Genomic DNA, 16,584 nt, shown 5'->3' on the forward strand with positions numbered 1-16,584 from the left:
TCCAGGCGGAGCCCTTCCACATACGGCCAGTCAATCAAGGCAAAACCGGAACGTTGCCCGGGCATGCTCTTGGGATCTTCCAGGGTTTCGAAGCGAATGAATTTGGCATTGGACGTCGGCTCAACTTCCTTGAGCAACGCCGAGATGGGAAATCCGATCCATGGAATGACCATCGACCAAGCCTCTACACAGCGAAGACGGTAGATGCGCTCCTCCAACTGATAAGGCTTCATGAAGTCTTCCAGTGCGTACCGTCCCGGCTTGCCCACCTCCCCGTCCACCACCACACTCCAAGGTTCGGTTTTCAGCGCCCCGGCGTTGGCGGCTGGATCACCTTTATCGGTGCCGAACTCGTAGAAGTTGTTGTAATGGGTCGCGTCCTTGAATGGCGTGACCGCCTCATCCTTGACGTTGACCGCCCCCCATTTGGTAGCGGGCAGTTTTTCGGCAAACCAGGAAGGCGCCTTACCAGGCTCGACATCCGCATAACGCGCAGCATCGGCAGCACTGACCCAACGCGGCAAGCCGCTAACAGCCAAACCGGCAACGGCAGCACCCAGTACGTTGCGACGAGATAGGTAGAAGGATTCAGGCGTGACGTCCGACTCATGGCAGTCAGACGCTTTGGAGACTTTGATCAGCATGGCAACTCCGCAGCGTTGGAGAACAGATGCACCAATAGACTGCGGAGTATGAGGGAAGCTAAGCCTTTTTGTGCCGACGAAGACGTAACAGATATTGAACCGGGCCAGAGGCTGCATAAGCGAGGAAAACCAGCAGAAGGATGCGCGGCGGATCACTGAACACTACGGCAAACACCAACACCACCGCGAGGATGGCCACGAAAGGTACACGCCCCTTCAAATCCAGCTCCTTGAAGCTGTTGTACTTGATGTTGCTGACCATCAGCATGCCGGCGGCAGCGACCATCAGCGCAACCAGGAAGGACATCTTCGAGCCCTGAATGCCGTAATCACTGAACGCCCAGACAATGCCTGCAACCACACCAGCAGCAGCCGGACTGGCCAGACCGATGAAGTAGCGCTTGTCCGCGGTACCAACCTGGGTATTGAAACGTGCCAGACGCAACGCCGCACCGGCCACATAAATGAAGGCAACCATCCAGCCGACCTTACCCATGTCGCCCAAGGCCCAACCGAATGCCAACAATGCTGGCGCAACACCAAAGGCGACCATGTCGGACAGCGAGTCGTACTCAGCACCGAAGGCGCTCTGGGTATTGGTCATACGGGCAACGCGACCATCGAGGCCGTCGAGCACCATCGCGACAAAAATCGCGATCGCTGCAAAAGCAAAATACTTGCTCGCACCAATCGAATCACCGGCACTCAGGGCGCTCTGGGCGCTCATCGAGTTGATGATGGAATAAAACCCTGCGAACAGGTTCGCTGTGGTGAACAGATTCGGCAGAAGATAGATACCACGATGCCGGACTTTACGACCTTCAGCGTCATGCCCTTCCTCGATGTGTTCATCGATGGGCAGCAGGCTTTCGGCGTCAGAAGCCTGGTTTGGCTCTTCGGGACGTTCGCTCATGGACATTACCTTGCAACGGGGTGGAAAGTTTGGACAGGTGTCTGGGACGACGGTTCGGCCGCAAACGATGCAGCTTTATACCAGAACCAGCCACCCAAACGAAAAAACGCGGCCTAGGCCGCGTTTTTCGTACAAGTGCGCGACTTAGTTTTTAGCTTTGTCGACGATCTTGTTGGCACCGATCCACGGCATCATGGAGCGCAGTTGCTCGCCGATGATTTCGATACCGTGAGCGGCGTTGTTACGACGCTTGGCGGTCATCGAAGGATAGCCGGTAGCGCCTTCGCTGATGAACATCTTGGCGTATTCGCCGTCCTGAATACGTTTCAGGGCGTTGCGCATGGCCTGACGGGATTCGGCGTTGATCACTTCCGGACCGGTCACGTACTCGCCGTATTCAGCGTTGTTGGAGATCGAGTAGTTCATGTTGGCGATACCGCCTTCGTACATGAGGTCAACGATCAGCTTCAGTTCGTGCAGGCATTCGAAGTAGGCCATTTCCGGCGCGTAGCCAGCTTCAACCAGGGTTTCGAAACCGGCTTTAACCAGCTCAACGGTACCGCCGCACAGAACGGCTTGTTCGCCGAACAGGTCGGTTTCAGTCTCGTCCTTGAAGGTGGTTTCGATGATGCCGGTACGACCGCCACCAACGCCAGCGGCGTAGGACAGTGCAACGTTTTTGGCGTTGCCGGAAGCATCCTGATAGATAGCGATCAGGTCAGGAATACCGCCACCTTTGACGAACTCGGAACGCACGGTGTGGCCCGGAGCTTTCGGCGCGATCATGATCACGTCGAGGTCAGCGCGCGGAACGACCTGGTTGTAGTGGATCGCGAAGCCGTGGGAGAAGGCCAGGGTGGCGCCTTTCTTGATGTTCGGCTCGATTTCGTTTTTGTACAAAGCGGACTGGAACTCGTCCGGGGTCAGGATCATGACCAGGTCGGCAGCCGCAACAGCGGAAGCAACGTCGGTCACTTTCAGGCCGTGAGCTTCGGCTTTGGCAACAGTCGCCGAACCCTTACGCAGGCCAACAGTAACGTCAACGCCGGAGTCTTTCAGGTTGCACGCTTGAGCGTGGCCCTGGGAACCGTAACCGATAATGGCAACTTTCTTGCCCTGGATGATCGACAGGTCGCAGTCTTTTTCGTAATAAACTTTCATGAAATTCCCCTATATATCCAGGCCGTTCAGGCCATTCGCTAATTTGGTTTAGATGCTGAGTACTTTGTCGCCGCGGGCAATGCCGGTTACGCCGCTGCGGACGGTTTCCAGAATCGAGGCGGTGCCAATGGACTGAATGAAGCTGTCGAGCTTATCGCTGGTACCGGTCAATTGAACGGTATACACGCTAGCGCTGACGTCAACGATCTGCCCACGATAAATATCGGTAGTGCGTTTGATCTCGGCGCGCTGGGCACCGGTGGCCTTGACCTTGACCAGCATCAGCTCGCGCTCGATATGAGCACTCTCCGACAGGTCGACCAGTTTGACCACTTCGATCAGCTTGTTCAGGTTCTTGGTGATCTGCTCGATAACTTCATCGTGGCCAACCGTGGTCAGCGTCAGACGCGACAGGGTCGGGTCTTCGGTAGGTGCCACGGTCAGGCTTTCGATGTTGTAGTTGCGCTGCGAGAACAGGCCGACTACACGAGACAGAGCGCCCGGTTCGTTTTCCAGAAGCAAGGAAATAATGTGCCGCATGATTAAGTACGCTCCGTCTTGCTCAGCCACATATCGCGCATGGAGCCGTCTTTGATCTGCATCGGGTAGACGTGCTCGCTGGTGTCGACCGAAACATCGATGATCACCAGACGATCTTTCATGGCGAACGCCTCTTCCATCTTCGACTTCAAATCTTTCGATTCGGTGATGCGCACGCCAACGTGACCATAGGCCTCGGCCAGCTTGACGAAGTCAGGCAGCGATTCCATGTAGGAGTGCGAGTGACGGCTTCCGTAACTCATGTCTTGCCACTGGCGAACCATACCCAGAACACCGTTGTTCAGGATGACGATTTTCACCGGCAAGCCATATTGCAGACAGGTGGACAGCTCCTGAATGTTCATCTGAATACTGCCCTCGCCCGTCACGCAGACGACGTCGTCATCCGGGAAGCTCAGCTTGATGCCCATGGCCGCCGGAAAACCGAAGCCCATGGTGCCCAGGCCACCGGAGTTGATCCAGCGGTTCGGCTTGTTGAACGTGTAGTACTGCGCCGCAAACATTTGATGCTGACCCACGTCGGAGGCCACAAAGGCATCGCCCTTGGTGACTTCGCACAGGGTCTCGATCACGGTCTGCGGCTTGATGACGCTGCCGTCGCCCTTGTCGTAAGGGAACAGGCCGCGGTCACCGCGCCACTCATCAACTTGTTTCCACCAGCTGGCAACGGACTCCTTGTTCGGGGTCTCGCCGATTTCCTTGAGGATCGCGACCATCTCGGTCAGGACACTTTCGACCGGACCGACGATAGGCACGTCTGCCTTGATGGTCTTGGAAATCGAAGCCGGGTCGATGTCGATGTGAATGATCTTGGCATTCGGGCAGAACTTGGCCGGGCCGTTGATCACGCGGTCGTCGAAACGGGCGCCGACTGCAAGGATCACGTCGGCATGGTGCATCGCCAGGTTAGCGGTGTAGCTGCCGTGCATACCGAGCATGCCGATGAACTGACGGTCGGTGCCAGGGTAGGCACCCAGACCCATCAGGGTATTGGTCACTGGCAGGTTGAGCATCTTCGCCAGCTCGGTCAGCGGCGCGGAGCCGCCACCGAGAATCACGCCGCCGCCTGCGTACATCACAGGACGCTTGGCCGCCAGGAGCATTTCTGCCGCCTTGCGGATTTGCCCGGAATGACCGCGAACGGCCGGGCTGTAGGAACGCAGCTTGGCTTTTTTCGGAAAGATGTATTCGAACTTCTCGGCCGGGTTGGTCATGTCTTTCGGGATATCGACAACGACCGGACCCGGACGACCGGATTGAGCCAGGTAGAATGCCTTCTTCATGACTTCCGGGATTTCCGATGCGTGCTTGATCATGAAGCTGTGCTTCACGATCGGCCGGGAGATACCGATCATGTCGGTTTCCTGGAACGCATCAGTGCCCACCATGCTGCTAGGCACCTGACCGGAAATGACCACCATCGGAATGGAGTCCATGTAGGCCGTGGCAATACCGGTGATGGCGTTGGTTGCGCCCGGGCCGGAGGTCACCAGTACCACACCGGCTTTACCGGTGGCGCGGGCATAGCCGTCAGCCATATGGGTCGCAGCCTGTTCGTGACGAACCAGGATGTGGGTCACTTCCGGTTCTTTGAACAGGGCATCGTAAACATGAAGAAGAGCACCACCCGGGTACCCGTAGATATATTTGACGCCTTCGTCACGCAAAAAGCGGACGAGCATCTCACCGCCAGATAAAAGCTCCACGTTGTTCACCTCTAAAACGCCAGAATACCGCCCACATAAAAGAGGACGGGTCTTAATAGGTTTACTTCTCAGCAGAGCATGAGCGACGGTGGTCGCCGACTACGTCAGCACTGACTGAGCAAGTATTGGGATCGTCCCAAGTGTTGCGGGCCTTTCCCACCCAGCGCGAGGTAACGCGTTGCGGGTGTAACAGGTCGGCGCGGATGTGCGCCTCATGATCTGCTGAGCGGGCCTGCTTCTGGCAGTCCCTCTACAGCGGACTTTGGATTCTTCTGTTTCGTCCTCTCCAAGTCAAGTCGTCTATGTGCTTTATTGAACTAAGCACATGAGAAAGCAAGAAAAAACCGCTAAACAGCAACTGTGTTAGCTTCAATTGCGCAACCCAATACAAGGAAATGGCATGCGAACGTTTTTCCTGACCGCCAGCCTGCTGATTGGCATCAGCCCTTTGTGCATGGCCGCTCAGATCTACAAATGGGTCGACGCTCAGGGCGTTACCCACTTCGACGCCCAGCCGCCCCAAGGCCGGGAAGCCACCACCGTGGTCACGCCCTCGCTGCCCGCCAGTAACCAGCCCCCGCCGCAACGCAGCGGTGCCATTGGCGATCAACAGGCCATCGATAATAAAGTGAAAAAGCAGGTCGCCGAGCAGCAAGCCCAGCTAAAGGCATTCTGCGAACAGGCGCGGACGAACCTGGCTCAACTGCAGAACAATCCGCGAATACGGGAGGATGTCGACGGTGAGATGCGCCGCCTGACTGACCAGCAACGTCAGGAGCGCATCACCGAAGCACAGAAGCAGATTGCGGATAACTGCCAGTAGACACCTGTAGGAGCCGAGTTAGCGGTAGGCGGTGATCAGTAGATCAAACTCTTTGAGCAGCACCTGCAACTGCCGGTCCTTGCCCTGAACATTACGGGCGGCGAAGACCATTTCGGCCATCTCCTGAATTCCCGAAGCGTTTGGCAAGGGCATATCCTGCTCGAGGATCACCTTCATCCGCGGAAGGAAGATCCATTGCAGCCACTGCTCGAAATCCAGCGTATCGACCGAGAATGGTTCGACACTGGAAAGCGCTTCGGCGGAGGGCGAGACCTCGTCCCACCAACCCTGAACCCGCAGCTCGCGCTCGATCAATAGCAACTGTTCAGCAATCTTCGGAAAGCGTGCATCCATCACAGCGAAACCTTTGCCTTTTGACGGGCCAATGCTGCGCCAGCGGAATCACCCTGTTTCTCACGCGCCTGAGAGATCAACTCCCACAGACTGGCCTGAAGTGCCGGACGACCGTTGGCGAAGGTCAGGCCACGACGAGCAAACTGCTCGGCTTGTGGCGCATCGCCTTGAGCCATGCGCACCTGAGCCAGACGATAAAGCACTTGCGGCTCACGCGGCGCAACACGCTGGGCGCGCTCGAGGCTGGAAGAAGCACCGTTGAGATCACCGCTCGCCTGTTGCTGCTGAGCGGTAGTCAGCAAGGCCAGAACCGGACCGTCCAATTGCTCGTCGGCAGACAAGCCACCGGAGTTCGCCGAAGGAATCCCGCTCGGCGTCGACGGCATGCTGTAGCTGCCCTGATTGACCGGTGCCGACTGGACCGGCGAAGTATCGATCGGCCCCGGGGTGATCGGGCCTGGTGTGATCGGCGCAGTGCTGATCGGTGCCGACGTCACTGCGCCACCACCTGGCACCATCACGACGACGCCGGTATCACCTTGCGGGATTGCCTGGGTCTGGGCTTGTGCAGGACGTTTAGTCGTCGTCTGACGGAAACCGCCATTCGCCGAAACCCGTTCACTGTTCGAAACGGCGCTACCGGAATCCACAACCGGAATCGACCCGCGTTGAACGGAGGAGCAACCGCTGAGCAAAGCCACGGCGGTAACCGCTGGAATCAACCACTTATTCACTTGAAACCCTCTTTGCTTAATTCATCCAGCCCTTGACCCAATCCATCACCGTTTCGCCGGAAACAGGGCTTTCGCCACCGCAAGCGGCACCGGGAGGCGGTTCACTGCCGCGAATATACGGCATCTGCACGGCACCTGGGCAGTTGGCATCAGAGCCTTGTCCGGTACGCGAATCGACCCAGGCCTGAACAATGTTGTCTGGCTGCGGCATGTCCAGCGGCAACGGATCGGCCTTGCGCATGAAACTGGTCCAGACCTGCAACGCACCGGTGGCGCCGGTGAACGGAGTCTTGCCGTTGTCATCGCGACCCAGCCAGACCACTGCCAGCAGGTCCTGGCTGAAACCGGCAAACCAGCTGTCCCGCGAATCGTTACTGGTGCCGGTCTTGCCGGCCAGGGTCAGGGTTTTCGGCAACACGTTGTAAACCGAACTGCCGGTACCTTCACGCATGACCCGCTGCATGGCGCTCTGGATCAGGTAAATGGAGGCCGGATCGAAACGCTGCTGAATCTGGAACGGATAACGCTTGAGCGGTTCGCCTTCAGCGGTCAATACGCTACGGATCCCGCGCATCGGCGTATTGAAACCACCGTTGGCCAGGGTCTGGTACATCGTCGCCACTTCGATCGGGGTCAGACCGCCAGCGCCCAGCAACATCGACGGGAACGCCGGGAATTCGCGACTCACACCGAGACGCGCCAGGGTCTTCAGGACATTCGGTACGCCCACCGCCAACCCGAGACGCGCGGTCGACAGGTTGTAGGAATGTGCCAGCCCCTGATACAGGAATACGGTGCCATGGGAACGGCGATCGTAGTTCTGCGGCTTCCAGACTTGACCGTCCGCGCCTTTGACCGAGAAGGAATCGTCCGACAGCCAACTGGTCAATGTGTACTGGCTCGGCTTCTCAAGGGCTGTCAGATAAACCGCCGGTTTGATCAAAGAACCGATTGGTCGCACAGCATCCAGCGCACGGTTGAAGCCGGCAAAACCTGCCTGACGACTGCCAATCATGGCCTGGACTTCACCGGTTTCCGGGTTGGTCACGACCATGGCCGCTTCAACCTCATCGGAACCCTTGCGCCCGGAGAGTCTCTTGAAGGTGTCGTTGACCGACGCCTCGGCTTTCATCTGCAGGATCGGGTCGAAACTGGTGAAGATCCGCAGACCTTCCTCGGTCAAGTCTTCGTCGCGATAGTCTTCGCGCAGCTGACGCTTGACCAGATCGAGGAAGCCCGGGAACGAGCTATCCGCCAGGCTTCCGCGCTTGGTCACGCCCAACGGCATCTTCTTCGCGGCTTCGACTTGCTCGGCAGTGGCGACGCCCTGCTCCTGCAACACGTCGAGTACCAGGTTGCGTCGCTCAAGGGCACGCTCCGGATAACGGCGCGGATTATAAGAAGACGGCCCTTTGACCATGCCCACCAGCAACGCCACTTGATGCAGCTTCAGTTCTGCCAGCGGCTGGCTGAAGAAGAACTGGCTGGCCAGACCGAAACCGTGCACTGCACGCTGACCGTCCTGACCGATAAACACTTCGTTGAGGTAAGCCTCAAGGATTTCCGGTTTGTCGTAATGCAGCTCAAGCAGCAGCGCCATCATGGCTTCGGTGAGCTTGCGGCTCAGGCTGCGTTCGTTGGTCAGGTAGAAGTTTTTGACCAGCTGTTGAGTCAGCGTACTGCCACCCTGGCGCATGCGGCCGGACGAACCGTTGACCCAGATCGCCCGAGCAATCGACTTCGGCGAGACGCCAAAGTGGTGATAGAAGTCGCGGTCCTCAACAGCCACCAGGGTCTCGAGCAAGTACGGCGGCACCTGATCGATCTTGATCAGGATCCGGTCTTCGAGGTTTTTCGGGTACAGGCCACCGATCAGCAGTGGCTCAAGGCGCACGACCGAAAGCTTCGAACCGTTGGTCGCCGAAAGTTCGGCCACGTAGTCACCGGAGAATCGCACGCGTACCGGTTGCGCCTGCTCCATGCCTTCGTAGAACTGAAAGCCACGAGTATTCAGATCGACGGTATTGCCGTTGACCGAGGCGGCACCGGGGCCGTTGGCCACGCTTTCACGTCGATAGCCCAAGGCATCGAGCTCGGTCAGAAAATCGTCCTTGCTAAGCTTTTGTCCGACGAACAGCTCCAGCGGGCGCGCGTACACCTTGGCAGGGATGGTCCAGCGCTTGCCGGAGAACTTCTCCTGGACGATCGCGTCGAGGTAAACCGCGAACCCGGCCAGCACCACAAGGCCGACCAGACTGAGTTTAAGGGCCCAGCCCAGCCAGGGGCGCAGGCCCTTGGAAGGTGGTTTTTTTGAGGTGCGGGAGGATCGAGTACGAGTCATGGCGGCGGATTATACGCACTTTATTCATACTCAACAGGAGCCCTCCGAGGTTTGCGTCAGACGGACTTGCGGCCATAATGACGGCCGTGAATTTTCCCCAGACTCTGAAGGATCGCCTGTGAGCCAGTCCCTGATCGCTGCCCTGCAAAACCCGGCCCTCTACCCGCATCCCGTAGATGGGTTCCAGGTCATCGAAACCCATATTTCCTGGGTAATCCTCACCGGCCCCTTTGCTTATAAAGTGAAGAAGCCAGTGAATTTCGGCTTTCTGGATTTCACCAACCTCGACGCCCGCAAGCATTTTTGCGGGGAAGAGCTGCGTCTTAACCAGCGCCTGACCAACGATTTGTATCTCGAAGTGTTGCCAATCACCGGCAGCGCCGATGCACCACAACTGGGTGGCGAGGGTCCGGCCGTCGATTACGCACTGAAAATGCGTCAATTCCCACAGAGCCAGCTGCTCAGCACGCTGCAAGCCAACGGCGAATTGACCCCCTTGCACATCGACGAGATGGCCGCGCAGATTGCCCAATTCCACCTCAGCGCACCGAAAGTGCCTGCCGAACACGAAGCCGGCACGCCGGACAGCGTGATGGCGCCGGTACGCCAGAACTTCGAACAAATCCGCCCGTTCCTCAGCGACAAGGCCGACCTGCTGCAACTGGATGCGCTGCAAGCCTGGGCCGAAAGCAGCTTCGAACGCCTCAAGCCACTGTTCGCTCAGCGCAAGGCCGACGGTTTTATCCGTGAATGCCACGGTGATATCCACCTGGGCAACGCCACCGTGATCGACGGCAAGGTCGTGATCTTCGACTGCATCGAGTTCAACGAACCGTTCCGCTTCACCGACGTTTATGCCGACACTGGCTTCCTGGCGATGGACCTGGAAGACCGTGGCCTGAAGAGTCTGGCGCGCCGCTTCATCAGCCAATACCTGGAACTGACCGGCGATTACCAGGGCCTTGAGTTGCTGAACTTCTATAAAGCCTACCGCGCACTGGTTCGCGCCAAGGTCAGCCTGTTCAGCATGCCGGCCGAGGCCGACCCGGTTCAGCGAGCCACCACCCTGCGTCAGTACCGCAATTACGCCAACCTGGCGGAAAGCTACAGCACCATTCCTTCGCGCTTCATGGCCATCACCCACGGTGTTTCTGCCGTCGGCAAGAGCCACGTGGCCATGCGTCTGGTGGAAGCGTTGGGCGCCATTCGCCTGCGTTCCGATGTAGAGCGCAAACGTCTGTTCGGCGAGCAAACCGTGCCAAACGACCCTCAGGCCGGCATCTATAGCGCCGACGCCAGCGCCGCCACTTACACCCACCTGCATGAAATTGCCGCGGTGATCCTGCGTGCTGGTTTCCCGGTGGTAGTCGATGCGACTTATCTCAAGCGCGACCAGCGTGATGGCGCAGCAAAAATCGCCGAAGCCACCGGCGCGCCCTTCCTGATCCTCGATTGCAATGCGCCGCAAGCAGTGATCGAGACCTGGCTGGCCCTGCGTCAGGCAGACAAAAAGGACCCGTCCGACGCCAACCTGGCCGTAATCGAAGCCCAGCAAGCTACTCGTGAGGCCCTGACGCCCGAAGAGATTCTCTGCAGCAAACGCGTTCAGACCAATGAAAGTGGAACCCTCGACACAGTCGTTGCACAGATTCGCCAGCGCCTGCCGGGTCTGTAAGAAACTATTTCAGCCGTGAAGCCTTCGCCGGCTTCACGACTGCCAAATAGTGGCACTATACTGGCGTCATAAAACCAACAGGTGATGTGACATGAGCCAGCCGAAACTTCTCGACACCCCGCTTTATGCTTTGCTGCACAAAGACGACATCACAGGTTTCAACAACGAGCGCCCCAAAGACGGACCTATCGACATGGTCGGTGGCGATTTCCGGGGTCTGGACCTGCGTGAACTGAACGCCGACGGCGTCGACTTTACCGATGCCTATTTCCGCTCCGCCGACTTGCGCGGCATCGACTTTCGCAACGCCTCCCTGGAAGGCGCGAGCCTTGCTCACGCACAGATCTCCGGCGCCTACTTCCCGCCAGAGCTGAGTGCTGACGAGATCCTGATGTCGATGAATTTCGGTACACGCCTGCGTTATCGCACCCGCTAAATGCGACCGTTAACTGACCCGTTCGGCGCCCCCGCTTTGCGCTGAACGCTGGGCATGGTTTGCCCGGAAACCTGACTCCACTGCCCTCTCGCCCTACCGCGTTCGCAGACTTTCACACAGCTTTAAGACTTCGCCTCTTAGAAGCTTTTGCGTCGAAACCGACCAAACAATCACGCTTTTCCTACTGATGGCTACACTCCTGAGAAGCTCGCCCACGCACCGTTCGGCCGTCGCAAGGAGGCTTGATGAATGATGAACTGCAGCACCTGAAGAATCTTGGCAAGACGTCGGCGCAGTGGCTGCATGCCGTGGGCATCCATAGCGCCTCGGACTTGCGTCGCCTGGGGGCGGTGGATGCTTATCGGGCCGTACGCACGCGCGGGTTTCGGGCGTCCAAAGTGTTGTTGTATGCCATCGAAGGTGCCCTGATGGATGTGCACTGGAATGACATTCCCGCCGAGCGCAAGGACGCCTTGAACAAACAGCTGGAAGCTATCTCGTCACGTCACAAGAACTGAACGGACGCAGCAGCCATGTACCTACTTGGGGAACAACCGGCTTACGCCGACGCGCTGATCAACCGGCTTCAACATATTCCCGTCCGGCTGCTGGAAGGTTTGATGCCCTGCGGACCGAGCCTGGAATTTTCGGCCGTCGATGATCTGGCCGTCCTGTTACCCGGCGATCAACTGTTTGTGCTGGACAATGGCCTGCTGCATGGATGCATCGACGATCGGGCATTGTTCTATTTGCACGAGGGAGACCTGATCGGCTTGCGCCAGGGCACAGAGCTGCCGCGTTGCCGCTTTCGCAGCGATAGCCCGTTAGCACTGACGCCTTATCTGCGATCCGAGGTTTTTCAGCATATCTATGCCGACCCGGAGCGGTCGGAGTTGTTCCTTCAATACATGGCCGGTCAGTCCGCTCTGCTGTCCGACGCACTCGCCCGCCTGAAACAACCTGAGTTTCGAAGCACCAATGGTTTTCAGCGCGTAGCCAGTGGCGAAATGTTGATCCGTCAGGGCGAAGACGCGGATCACGTATTCGTCATCATCGATGGCCACGCCGAAGCCTTTGTCGACGGGCATAAAGTCGGCGATGTACCCAAGGACGAAATTTTTGGCGCCATGGCGGTGTTCACCGGCGAGAAACGTAACGCCAGCGTGATCACCAGCGAACCCAGCACTGTCATGCTGATCCCCAAGGACCAGTTTCTCAGCCTGACCCAAAACAATCCGAAGATCGCCCACAGCCTGATCGAGAGCATGGCCCGACGCATTGATCTGCTGAACAAGCAGATCATTCAGCTGAGTTCACTCAACCGCATAGGCTAAAACTCAATGATTACGGGCGTTTCAAGCGACCGGGCAGCACATTTCAAAGAATTGAGAAATCAGCGATTGACTTGGTAATGAGAATCGCTATGATTACCACAACTGGTCGCGAGACTGGTCGATATTTGAAAAGCCCTTGGTTCGGACTCTCAGATATCTCCTCATCAGGCTAATCACGGTTATTTGACCCGGCTCTTGCCGGGTCTTTTTTTGCCTGAAGAAAAGTCGTTCGATCACTTGCCAAATTGCTTACGCATTTGCGCGCAGTAATCCTGCGGTGGCTTGGCAGGCGTGTACCAGACGTAATCAGCCATGGCCGGTGTGACTTCGCTACCCTGCTCCGCCAGCATCAACACCACTGGCGCCTGGGGCTCTCCCAGATCAAGCACATGAATCGGCACGCCGACATCCTTGCGCGCATGGTAAGCGCCGGCAAACAGCAGTGAAGGCGTGGGTGCCGCCAGCAGGCGTTCGGCCATTCGTCGGTCACGTTGCTGCTGGACCGCCAGCATCGCCGGCATCTGCGATTTTGGCAGCAAGCCACAGTGGGAGTCGCTGACTTGCTTCAGCAACTCGTCTTTGACTGAAGCAGCGTTGGAGCGCGAACCGCTCAATGTCGGAGGGTTAGCGTAAACGGCACGGACTTCAAGCGTGTCTAGATTGGCTGCCAGCAGCGGGTATTGCTGGTTCAGGGAGAAACGAACGATCGGCCCGTACAGATTCCAGTCCCAACCAGACTGCCAGGCTAATGCGCCGGGCAAATCCGCCGGTGGTGTCGAGGCGTGACGAACATCATCGACGCGCAGTTGTTGATCCGGCGTGAGCATTTCCAGCAGCAGACTGCCTTGAGGTCGCCGCTCACCCAGCGACTTCAATAACCACAACTGCAGTTGATGGTGATCGCGATTGTCATGTTGCTCGCCTACGATCAGCCGCGAAGGCGTCTCCAACCGCGCAACCAGTTCCTCTGCCGTGAGGGTCTGACCGCTGCGCAAGTCCCGGATCTCGCCGACAACCGGTGGCGGAGTCGAAACATGCTGACAGGCACTCAGCATCAGCAAGGCCAGCATCAAAATCCCACGCATGTTTTCACTCCATAAAAAACTCAGCGGGCGATGATCAGCGGATGCCCACGCTCCGGGTGCTGCTGCACCAGCACTTCCAGCCCGAACACGGCCTTCAGTGGTTCCGGGCGCAACACCTGCTCCGGTGTATCGAGCGCCACAGGGCGCCCGCCTTCGAGCAGTAACAGGCGATCACAATAGCGCGCTGCCAGGTTCAGATCATGCAGGATCACCAGCACCGCCGCGCCGCGATTGGCAAACTCGCGTACGGCTTGCAACGTGGTGTGCTGATGAAGCGGGTCGAGCATCGACGTTGGCTCATCGAGCAACAACGTTTGCCCCGCTTCGCCCGGCCAGAGCTGCGCCAGAACCCGCGCCAGATGCACCCGCTGACGTTCACCACCGGACAAGGCCAGATAGCTGCGGCCACTCAAATGCCCGGCATCGGCAGCGTGCAATGCGGCGGCGACGATCCCGTCATCGCGGGCCCGACCGCTTTGATGCGGCAAGCGGCCCATGCCGACCACTTCTTCGACACGAAAGGCGAAGTCCAGGGTCGACACCTGCGGCAATACCGCCAAACGCTGCGCTCGCGCCGTCCCCGCCCAATCGCTCAACTCGCGCTCATCGAGCCAGACGCCGCCATGATGAGCCTGCAACTCGCCGCACAAGGCGCCGAGCAAAGTGCTTTTGCCGGCGCCGTTCGGCCCCAGCACGCCGAGAACCTCGCCCGGTTTGAGCTCAAGCGTGATGTCCGTCAGGACAATCTTTCGGCCCCGCCGGATTTGCAGATTTTGCGTTCGCAACATCAGGCACGCCCCCTGACCAATAAATACAGAAAGAACGGCGCACCGATGAAAGCCGTGACGATCCCGATCGGCAATTCGGCCGGTGCCAGGGCCAGTCGCGCCACCAGATCGGCAAACAACAAAAGACTGGCACCCGCCAATACTGACGCTGGCAATAGCACACGATGATCCGGCCCGGCCAGCAGTCGCACCAGATGCGGCACCACCAGACCAACAAACCCGATCATCCCCGCTGCGGCCACCGCGGCCCCGACACCCAACGCCGTGCAAAACACCAATTCGCGCTTGAGCCCTTCGACGTCGATGCCCAGGTGTCCAGCCTCCGACTCACCCAGCAACAACGCATTCAAGGCTTTGGCCCGGCGCGGCAGCCACAACGCCACGCTGGCACTGATCAGCAGCAACGGCCAGAGCCGGGAATAGCTGGCGCCATTGAGGCTGCCCAGGTTCCAGAACGTCAGGGTGCGCAGCGTCGCGTCATCCGCCAGATAGGTGAACAGCCCCACGGCGGAACCGGCCAGCGCAGTCAACGCAATACCGGCCAGCAGCATGGTCGCGACATTGGTCTGCCCGTTGCGTCGGCCCAGTCGATACACCAACGCGGTCACGCCGAGCCCGCCGAGAAACGCGCACAGCGATAACAGATAAGGCCCGAAGGATTCGGGCAGTCCGCCGAACACAGAACCACCGACGATCGCAATTGCCGCGCCCAATGCCGCACCGCTGGAGACGCCGACCAGCCCCGGATCAGCCAGAGGATTTCGAAACAACCCCTGCATCGCCACGCCGGACAGTGCCAATACACCCCCCACGGCCAAACCCAACAAGGTTCGCGGCAAGCGAATCTGCCCGAGGATCAGCTCGGCCTGCTCCAGCCCGTCGGGCGCGATCGGTACACCCACCAGGCGCAGGGCTGCACGCAAGGTGTCGAACAACGGCAAGCTTACCGGTCCAAGCGCCAACGACAGCCAGATGGCCACCACACACAGCAGGATCAGACCAATAAATAAAGCACGTGGTTTAACCAGGATGATCATTGGCCGGCCGTGCCGGGGTAAAAGGCGTCAGACAGTATTTTCAACGCATCGGGTAGCCGCGGCCCCAAGCCCCCGACCAACAACGTCGGATCAAGCTCCATGACTCGCCCGTACTTGGCTGCGCGGGTCGAGGACAGCATCGGGTTCTCCTTGAACAACGCCGCACGTGCCGCATCGCCGGTCAGTGCACGATCGGCAAACACCAGCACCTCGGGATCCAGGCTGACCAGGGATTCGACAGAAAAAGGTTTGTAGCCGGTATGCGTGGCCAGATTGTGCCCACCGGCCTGTTGCAGCAACCAATCGGCGGCGGTGTCCTTGCCGGCGATGAGCGGTTTGCCGCCCGCGTGGCCAAGCAACAACAGCACACCCGGCGATTTTTCTTTCAACTGCGCCCGAGTGACCCGGATCTTTTGCTGATCGAGTTGCTGTTGATAAGCCTGGAACAAGTGTGAGGCCTGATCGTCAGCGCCAAGCAACTTGCCCAGACGCTGCAAATTGCCCTGCAAGGTCGGCAGATCCGGCTGGGCCGAGAACAGTTCGACCTGCACGCCTGCACTGCGAACCTGCGAAAGTACCGGTGGCGGTCCCATTTCCTCGGTGCCGACCAGTATCTGCGGGCGTAAGCTCAAAATACCCTCCGCCGACAATTGCCGCTGATACCCGATGCTCGGCAATGCCTTGAGCGATTCCGGGTGCTGACTGGTGGTGTCGACACCGACCAGTTTCGATTCACCGCCCAGCGCGCTGATCCATTCCGATAAAGCTCCACCGGCACTGACCCAACGTTGTGGCAACTCGGCCGCTGCGGCGTGGTGGCTGACGAGGAGTCCGACACAGAGCGCAGCAACGCGGGTACTCAGGCGCATAAACAGCTTCCTTTTAGGGTTTTCCCGGGCATTGAAATGACAGGCCACGTATCCTTGGCGCCTGGCATCTGTTGCCGAAGGGCAAGGCGGCCATTTGATAATTGTTTGCATTTGAACGTCAAG

General features: G+C 58.6%; 17 protein-coding genes (1 of these 17 running past the window's edge). 5 read left to right on the top strand and 12 right to left on the bottom strand.

The genetic code is table 11. From position 1 onward, the window contains the following. The 5 genes from msrP to QFX16_RS24565 form a co-directional block, all read right to left on the bottom strand. Positions 1 to 644: the 5' portion of a protein-methionine-sulfoxide reductase catalytic subunit MsrP gene (msrP, locus tag QFX16_RS24545; RefSeq protein ID WP_283181678.1), read on the bottom strand. 370 nt of this gene lie to the left of the window's left edge; 644 of the gene's 1,014 nt are visible here — the first part of the coding sequence; the start codon lies at positions 642 to 644; its stop codon lies beyond the left edge, outside the window. Between the two features lie 58 nt (positions 645 to 702). Further along, positions 703 to 1,557, bottom strand: coding sequence for a CDP-diacylglycerol--serine O-phosphatidyltransferase (gene pssA / locus QFX16_RS24550; protein WP_095133137.1), 855 nt, complete (start codon positions 1,555 to 1,557; stop codon positions 703 to 705). Between the two features lie 144 nt (positions 1,558 to 1,701). Continuing rightward, a complete protein-coding gene (ilvC, locus tag QFX16_RS24555) occupies positions 1,702 to 2,718 on the bottom strand; it encodes a ketol-acid reductoisomerase (protein WP_007948647.1) in 1,017 nt (338 codons plus the stop codon). A 48-nt stretch (positions 2,719 to 2,766) separates the two neighbouring features. Continuing rightward, a complete protein-coding gene (ilvN, locus tag QFX16_RS24560; RefSeq protein WP_003176102.1) occupies positions 2,767 to 3,258 on the bottom strand; it encodes an acetolactate synthase small subunit in 492 nt (163 codons plus the stop codon). 2 nt (positions 3,259 to 3,260) lie between these two features. Further along, entirely contained in the window at positions 3,261 to 4,985 is a 1,725-nt protein-coding gene (locus QFX16_RS24565) for an acetolactate synthase 3 large subunit (RefSeq protein ID WP_283181679.1), read from the bottom strand. 400 nt (positions 4,986 to 5,385) lie between these two features. Between QFX16_RS24565 and QFX16_RS24570 the strand changes: the two genes are divergently transcribed. Then, positions 5,386 to 5,808 carry a DUF4124 domain-containing protein gene (locus QFX16_RS24570; protein WP_283181680.1) on the top strand — a complete coding sequence of 141 codons (423 nt, stop codon included), beginning with the start codon at positions 5,386 to 5,388 and terminating at the stop codon, positions 5,806 to 5,808. A gap of 18 nt (positions 5,809 to 5,826) precedes the next feature. On the opposite strand, the gene QFX16_RS24575 is transcribed toward QFX16_RS24570, so the two are convergent. The 3 genes from QFX16_RS24575 to mrcB are packed head-to-tail and all read right to left on the bottom strand — an operon-like array spanning position 5,827 to position 9,237. Beyond that, the gene (locus QFX16_RS24575) at positions 5,827 to 6,162 is read right to left on the bottom strand and encodes a YqcC family protein (RefSeq protein WP_283181681.1); all 336 of its coding nucleotides are present in this window, start codon (positions 6,160 to 6,162) and stop codon (positions 5,827 to 5,829) included. Beyond that, on the bottom strand, positions 6,162 to 6,896 hold the full coding sequence (locus tag QFX16_RS24580; protein ID WP_283181682.1) for a tetratricopeptide repeat protein: 735 nt from the start codon (positions 6,894 to 6,896) through the stop codon (positions 6,162 to 6,164). Before QFX16_RS24580 ends, QFX16_RS24575 begins: the two co-directional genes overlap by 1 nt. 16 nt (positions 6,897 to 6,912) lie before the next feature. Then, complete coding sequence (gene mrcB / locus QFX16_RS24585; RefSeq protein WP_283181683.1) at positions 6,913 to 9,237, bottom strand: penicillin-binding protein 1B; 2,325 nt, start codon at positions 9,235 to 9,237, stop codon at positions 6,913 to 6,915. Between the two features lie 118 nt (positions 9,238 to 9,355). Between mrcB and QFX16_RS24590 the strand changes: the two genes are divergently transcribed. The 4 genes from QFX16_RS24590 (at position 9,356) to QFX16_RS24605 (ending at position 12,682) form a co-directional block, all read left to right on the top strand. Next, positions 9,356 to 10,912 carry a bifunctional aminoglycoside phosphotransferase/ATP-binding protein gene (locus QFX16_RS24590; protein WP_283181684.1) on the top strand — a complete coding sequence of 519 codons (1,557 nt, stop codon included), beginning with the start codon at positions 9,356 to 9,358 and terminating at the stop codon, positions 10,910 to 10,912. A gap of 91 nt (positions 10,913 to 11,003) precedes the next feature. Then, complete coding sequence (locus QFX16_RS24595; protein ID WP_008015079.1) at positions 11,004 to 11,348, top strand: pentapeptide repeat-containing protein; 345 nt, start codon at positions 11,004 to 11,006, stop codon at positions 11,346 to 11,348. 245 nt (positions 11,349 to 11,593) lie between these two features. After that, positions 11,594 to 11,866 (top strand): TfoX/Sxy family protein, encoded by a 273-nt coding sequence (locus tag QFX16_RS24600; RefSeq protein ID WP_003228231.1) that lies wholly within the window; start codon positions 11,594 to 11,596, stop codon positions 11,864 to 11,866. 15 nt (positions 11,867 to 11,881) lie between these two features. Next, a complete protein-coding gene (locus QFX16_RS24605; RefSeq protein WP_283181685.1) occupies positions 11,882 to 12,682 on the top strand; it encodes a Crp/Fnr family transcriptional regulator in 801 nt (266 codons plus the stop codon). 233 nt (positions 12,683 to 12,915) lie between these two features. Here the strand turns inward: QFX16_RS24605 and QFX16_RS24610 are convergent, their stop codons facing one another. From QFX16_RS24610 to QFX16_RS24625, 4 genes are read right to left on the bottom strand one after another with little or no spacing between them, the layout of a single operon-like run. Next, a complete protein-coding gene (locus QFX16_RS24610) occupies positions 12,916 to 13,767 on the bottom strand; it encodes a ChaN family lipoprotein (RefSeq protein ID WP_283181686.1) in 852 nt (283 codons plus the stop codon). A gap of 20 nt (positions 13,768 to 13,787) precedes the next feature. Next, complete coding sequence (locus QFX16_RS24615; RefSeq protein WP_283181687.1) at positions 13,788 to 14,555, bottom strand: heme ABC transporter ATP-binding protein; 768 nt, start codon at positions 14,553 to 14,555, stop codon at positions 13,788 to 13,790. Beyond that, complete coding sequence (locus QFX16_RS24620) at positions 14,555 to 15,538, bottom strand: FecCD family ABC transporter permease (protein ID WP_283184631.1); 984 nt, start codon at positions 15,536 to 15,538, stop codon at positions 14,555 to 14,557. The genes QFX16_RS24615 and QFX16_RS24620 overlap by 1 nt, the downstream gene beginning before the upstream one ends. A gap of 50 nt (positions 15,539 to 15,588) precedes the next feature. Continuing rightward, a complete protein-coding gene (locus tag QFX16_RS24625; RefSeq protein WP_283181688.1) occupies positions 15,589 to 16,461 on the bottom strand; it encodes a heme/hemin ABC transporter substrate-binding protein in 873 nt (290 codons plus the stop codon). Positions 16,462 to 16,584: the final 123 nt, after the last annotated feature.

Origin of the sequence: Pseudomonas svalbardensis (assembly GCF_030053115.1) — a bacterium.
Taxonomy (GTDB): Bacteria; Pseudomonadota; Gammaproteobacteria; order Pseudomonadales; family Pseudomonadaceae; genus Aquipseudomonas; species Aquipseudomonas svalbardensis.

Coding starts and splice junctions, on each gene's coding strand:
- mrcB (WP_283181683.1), bottom strand. CDS start 9,237: ATGACTCGTACTCGATCCTCCCGCACCTCAAAAAAACCACCTTCCAAG.
- QFX16_RS24615 (WP_283181687.1), bottom strand. CDS start 14,555: ATGTTGCGAACGCAAAATCTGCAAATCCGGCGGGGCCGAAAGATTGTC.
- QFX16_RS24595 (WP_008015079.1), top strand. CDS start 11,004: ATGAGCCAGCCGAAACTTCTCGACACCCCGCTTTATGCTTTGCTGCAC.
- QFX16_RS24570 (WP_283181680.1), top strand. CDS start 5,386: ATGCGAACGTTTTTCCTGACCGCCAGCCTGCTGATTGGCATCAGCCCT.
- QFX16_RS24600 (WP_003228231.1), top strand. CDS start 11,594: ATGAATGATGAACTGCAGCACCTGAAGAATCTTGGCAAGACGTCGGCG.
- QFX16_RS24625 (WP_283181688.1), bottom strand. CDS start 16,461: ATGCGCCTGAGTACCCGCGTTGCTGCGCTCTGTGTCGGACTCCTCGTC.
- QFX16_RS24610 (WP_283181686.1), bottom strand. CDS start 13,767: ATGCGTGGGATTTTGATGCTGGCCTTGCTGATGCTGAGTGCCTGTCAG.
- QFX16_RS24605 (WP_283181685.1), top strand. CDS start 11,882: ATGTACCTACTTGGGGAACAACCGGCTTACGCCGACGCGCTGATCAAC.
- ilvN (WP_003176102.1), bottom strand. CDS start 3,258: ATGCGGCACATTATTTCCTTGCTTCTGGAAAACGAACCGGGCGCTCTG.
- QFX16_RS24575 (WP_283181681.1), bottom strand. CDS start 6,162: ATGGATGCACGCTTTCCGAAGATTGCTGAACAGTTGCTATTGATCGAG.
- ilvC (WP_007948647.1), bottom strand. CDS start 2,718: ATGAAAGTTTATTACGAAAAAGACTGCGACCTGTCGATCATCCAGGGC.
- pssA (WP_095133137.1), bottom strand. CDS start 1,557: ATGAGCGAACGTCCCGAAGAGCCAAACCAGGCTTCTGACGCCGAAAGC.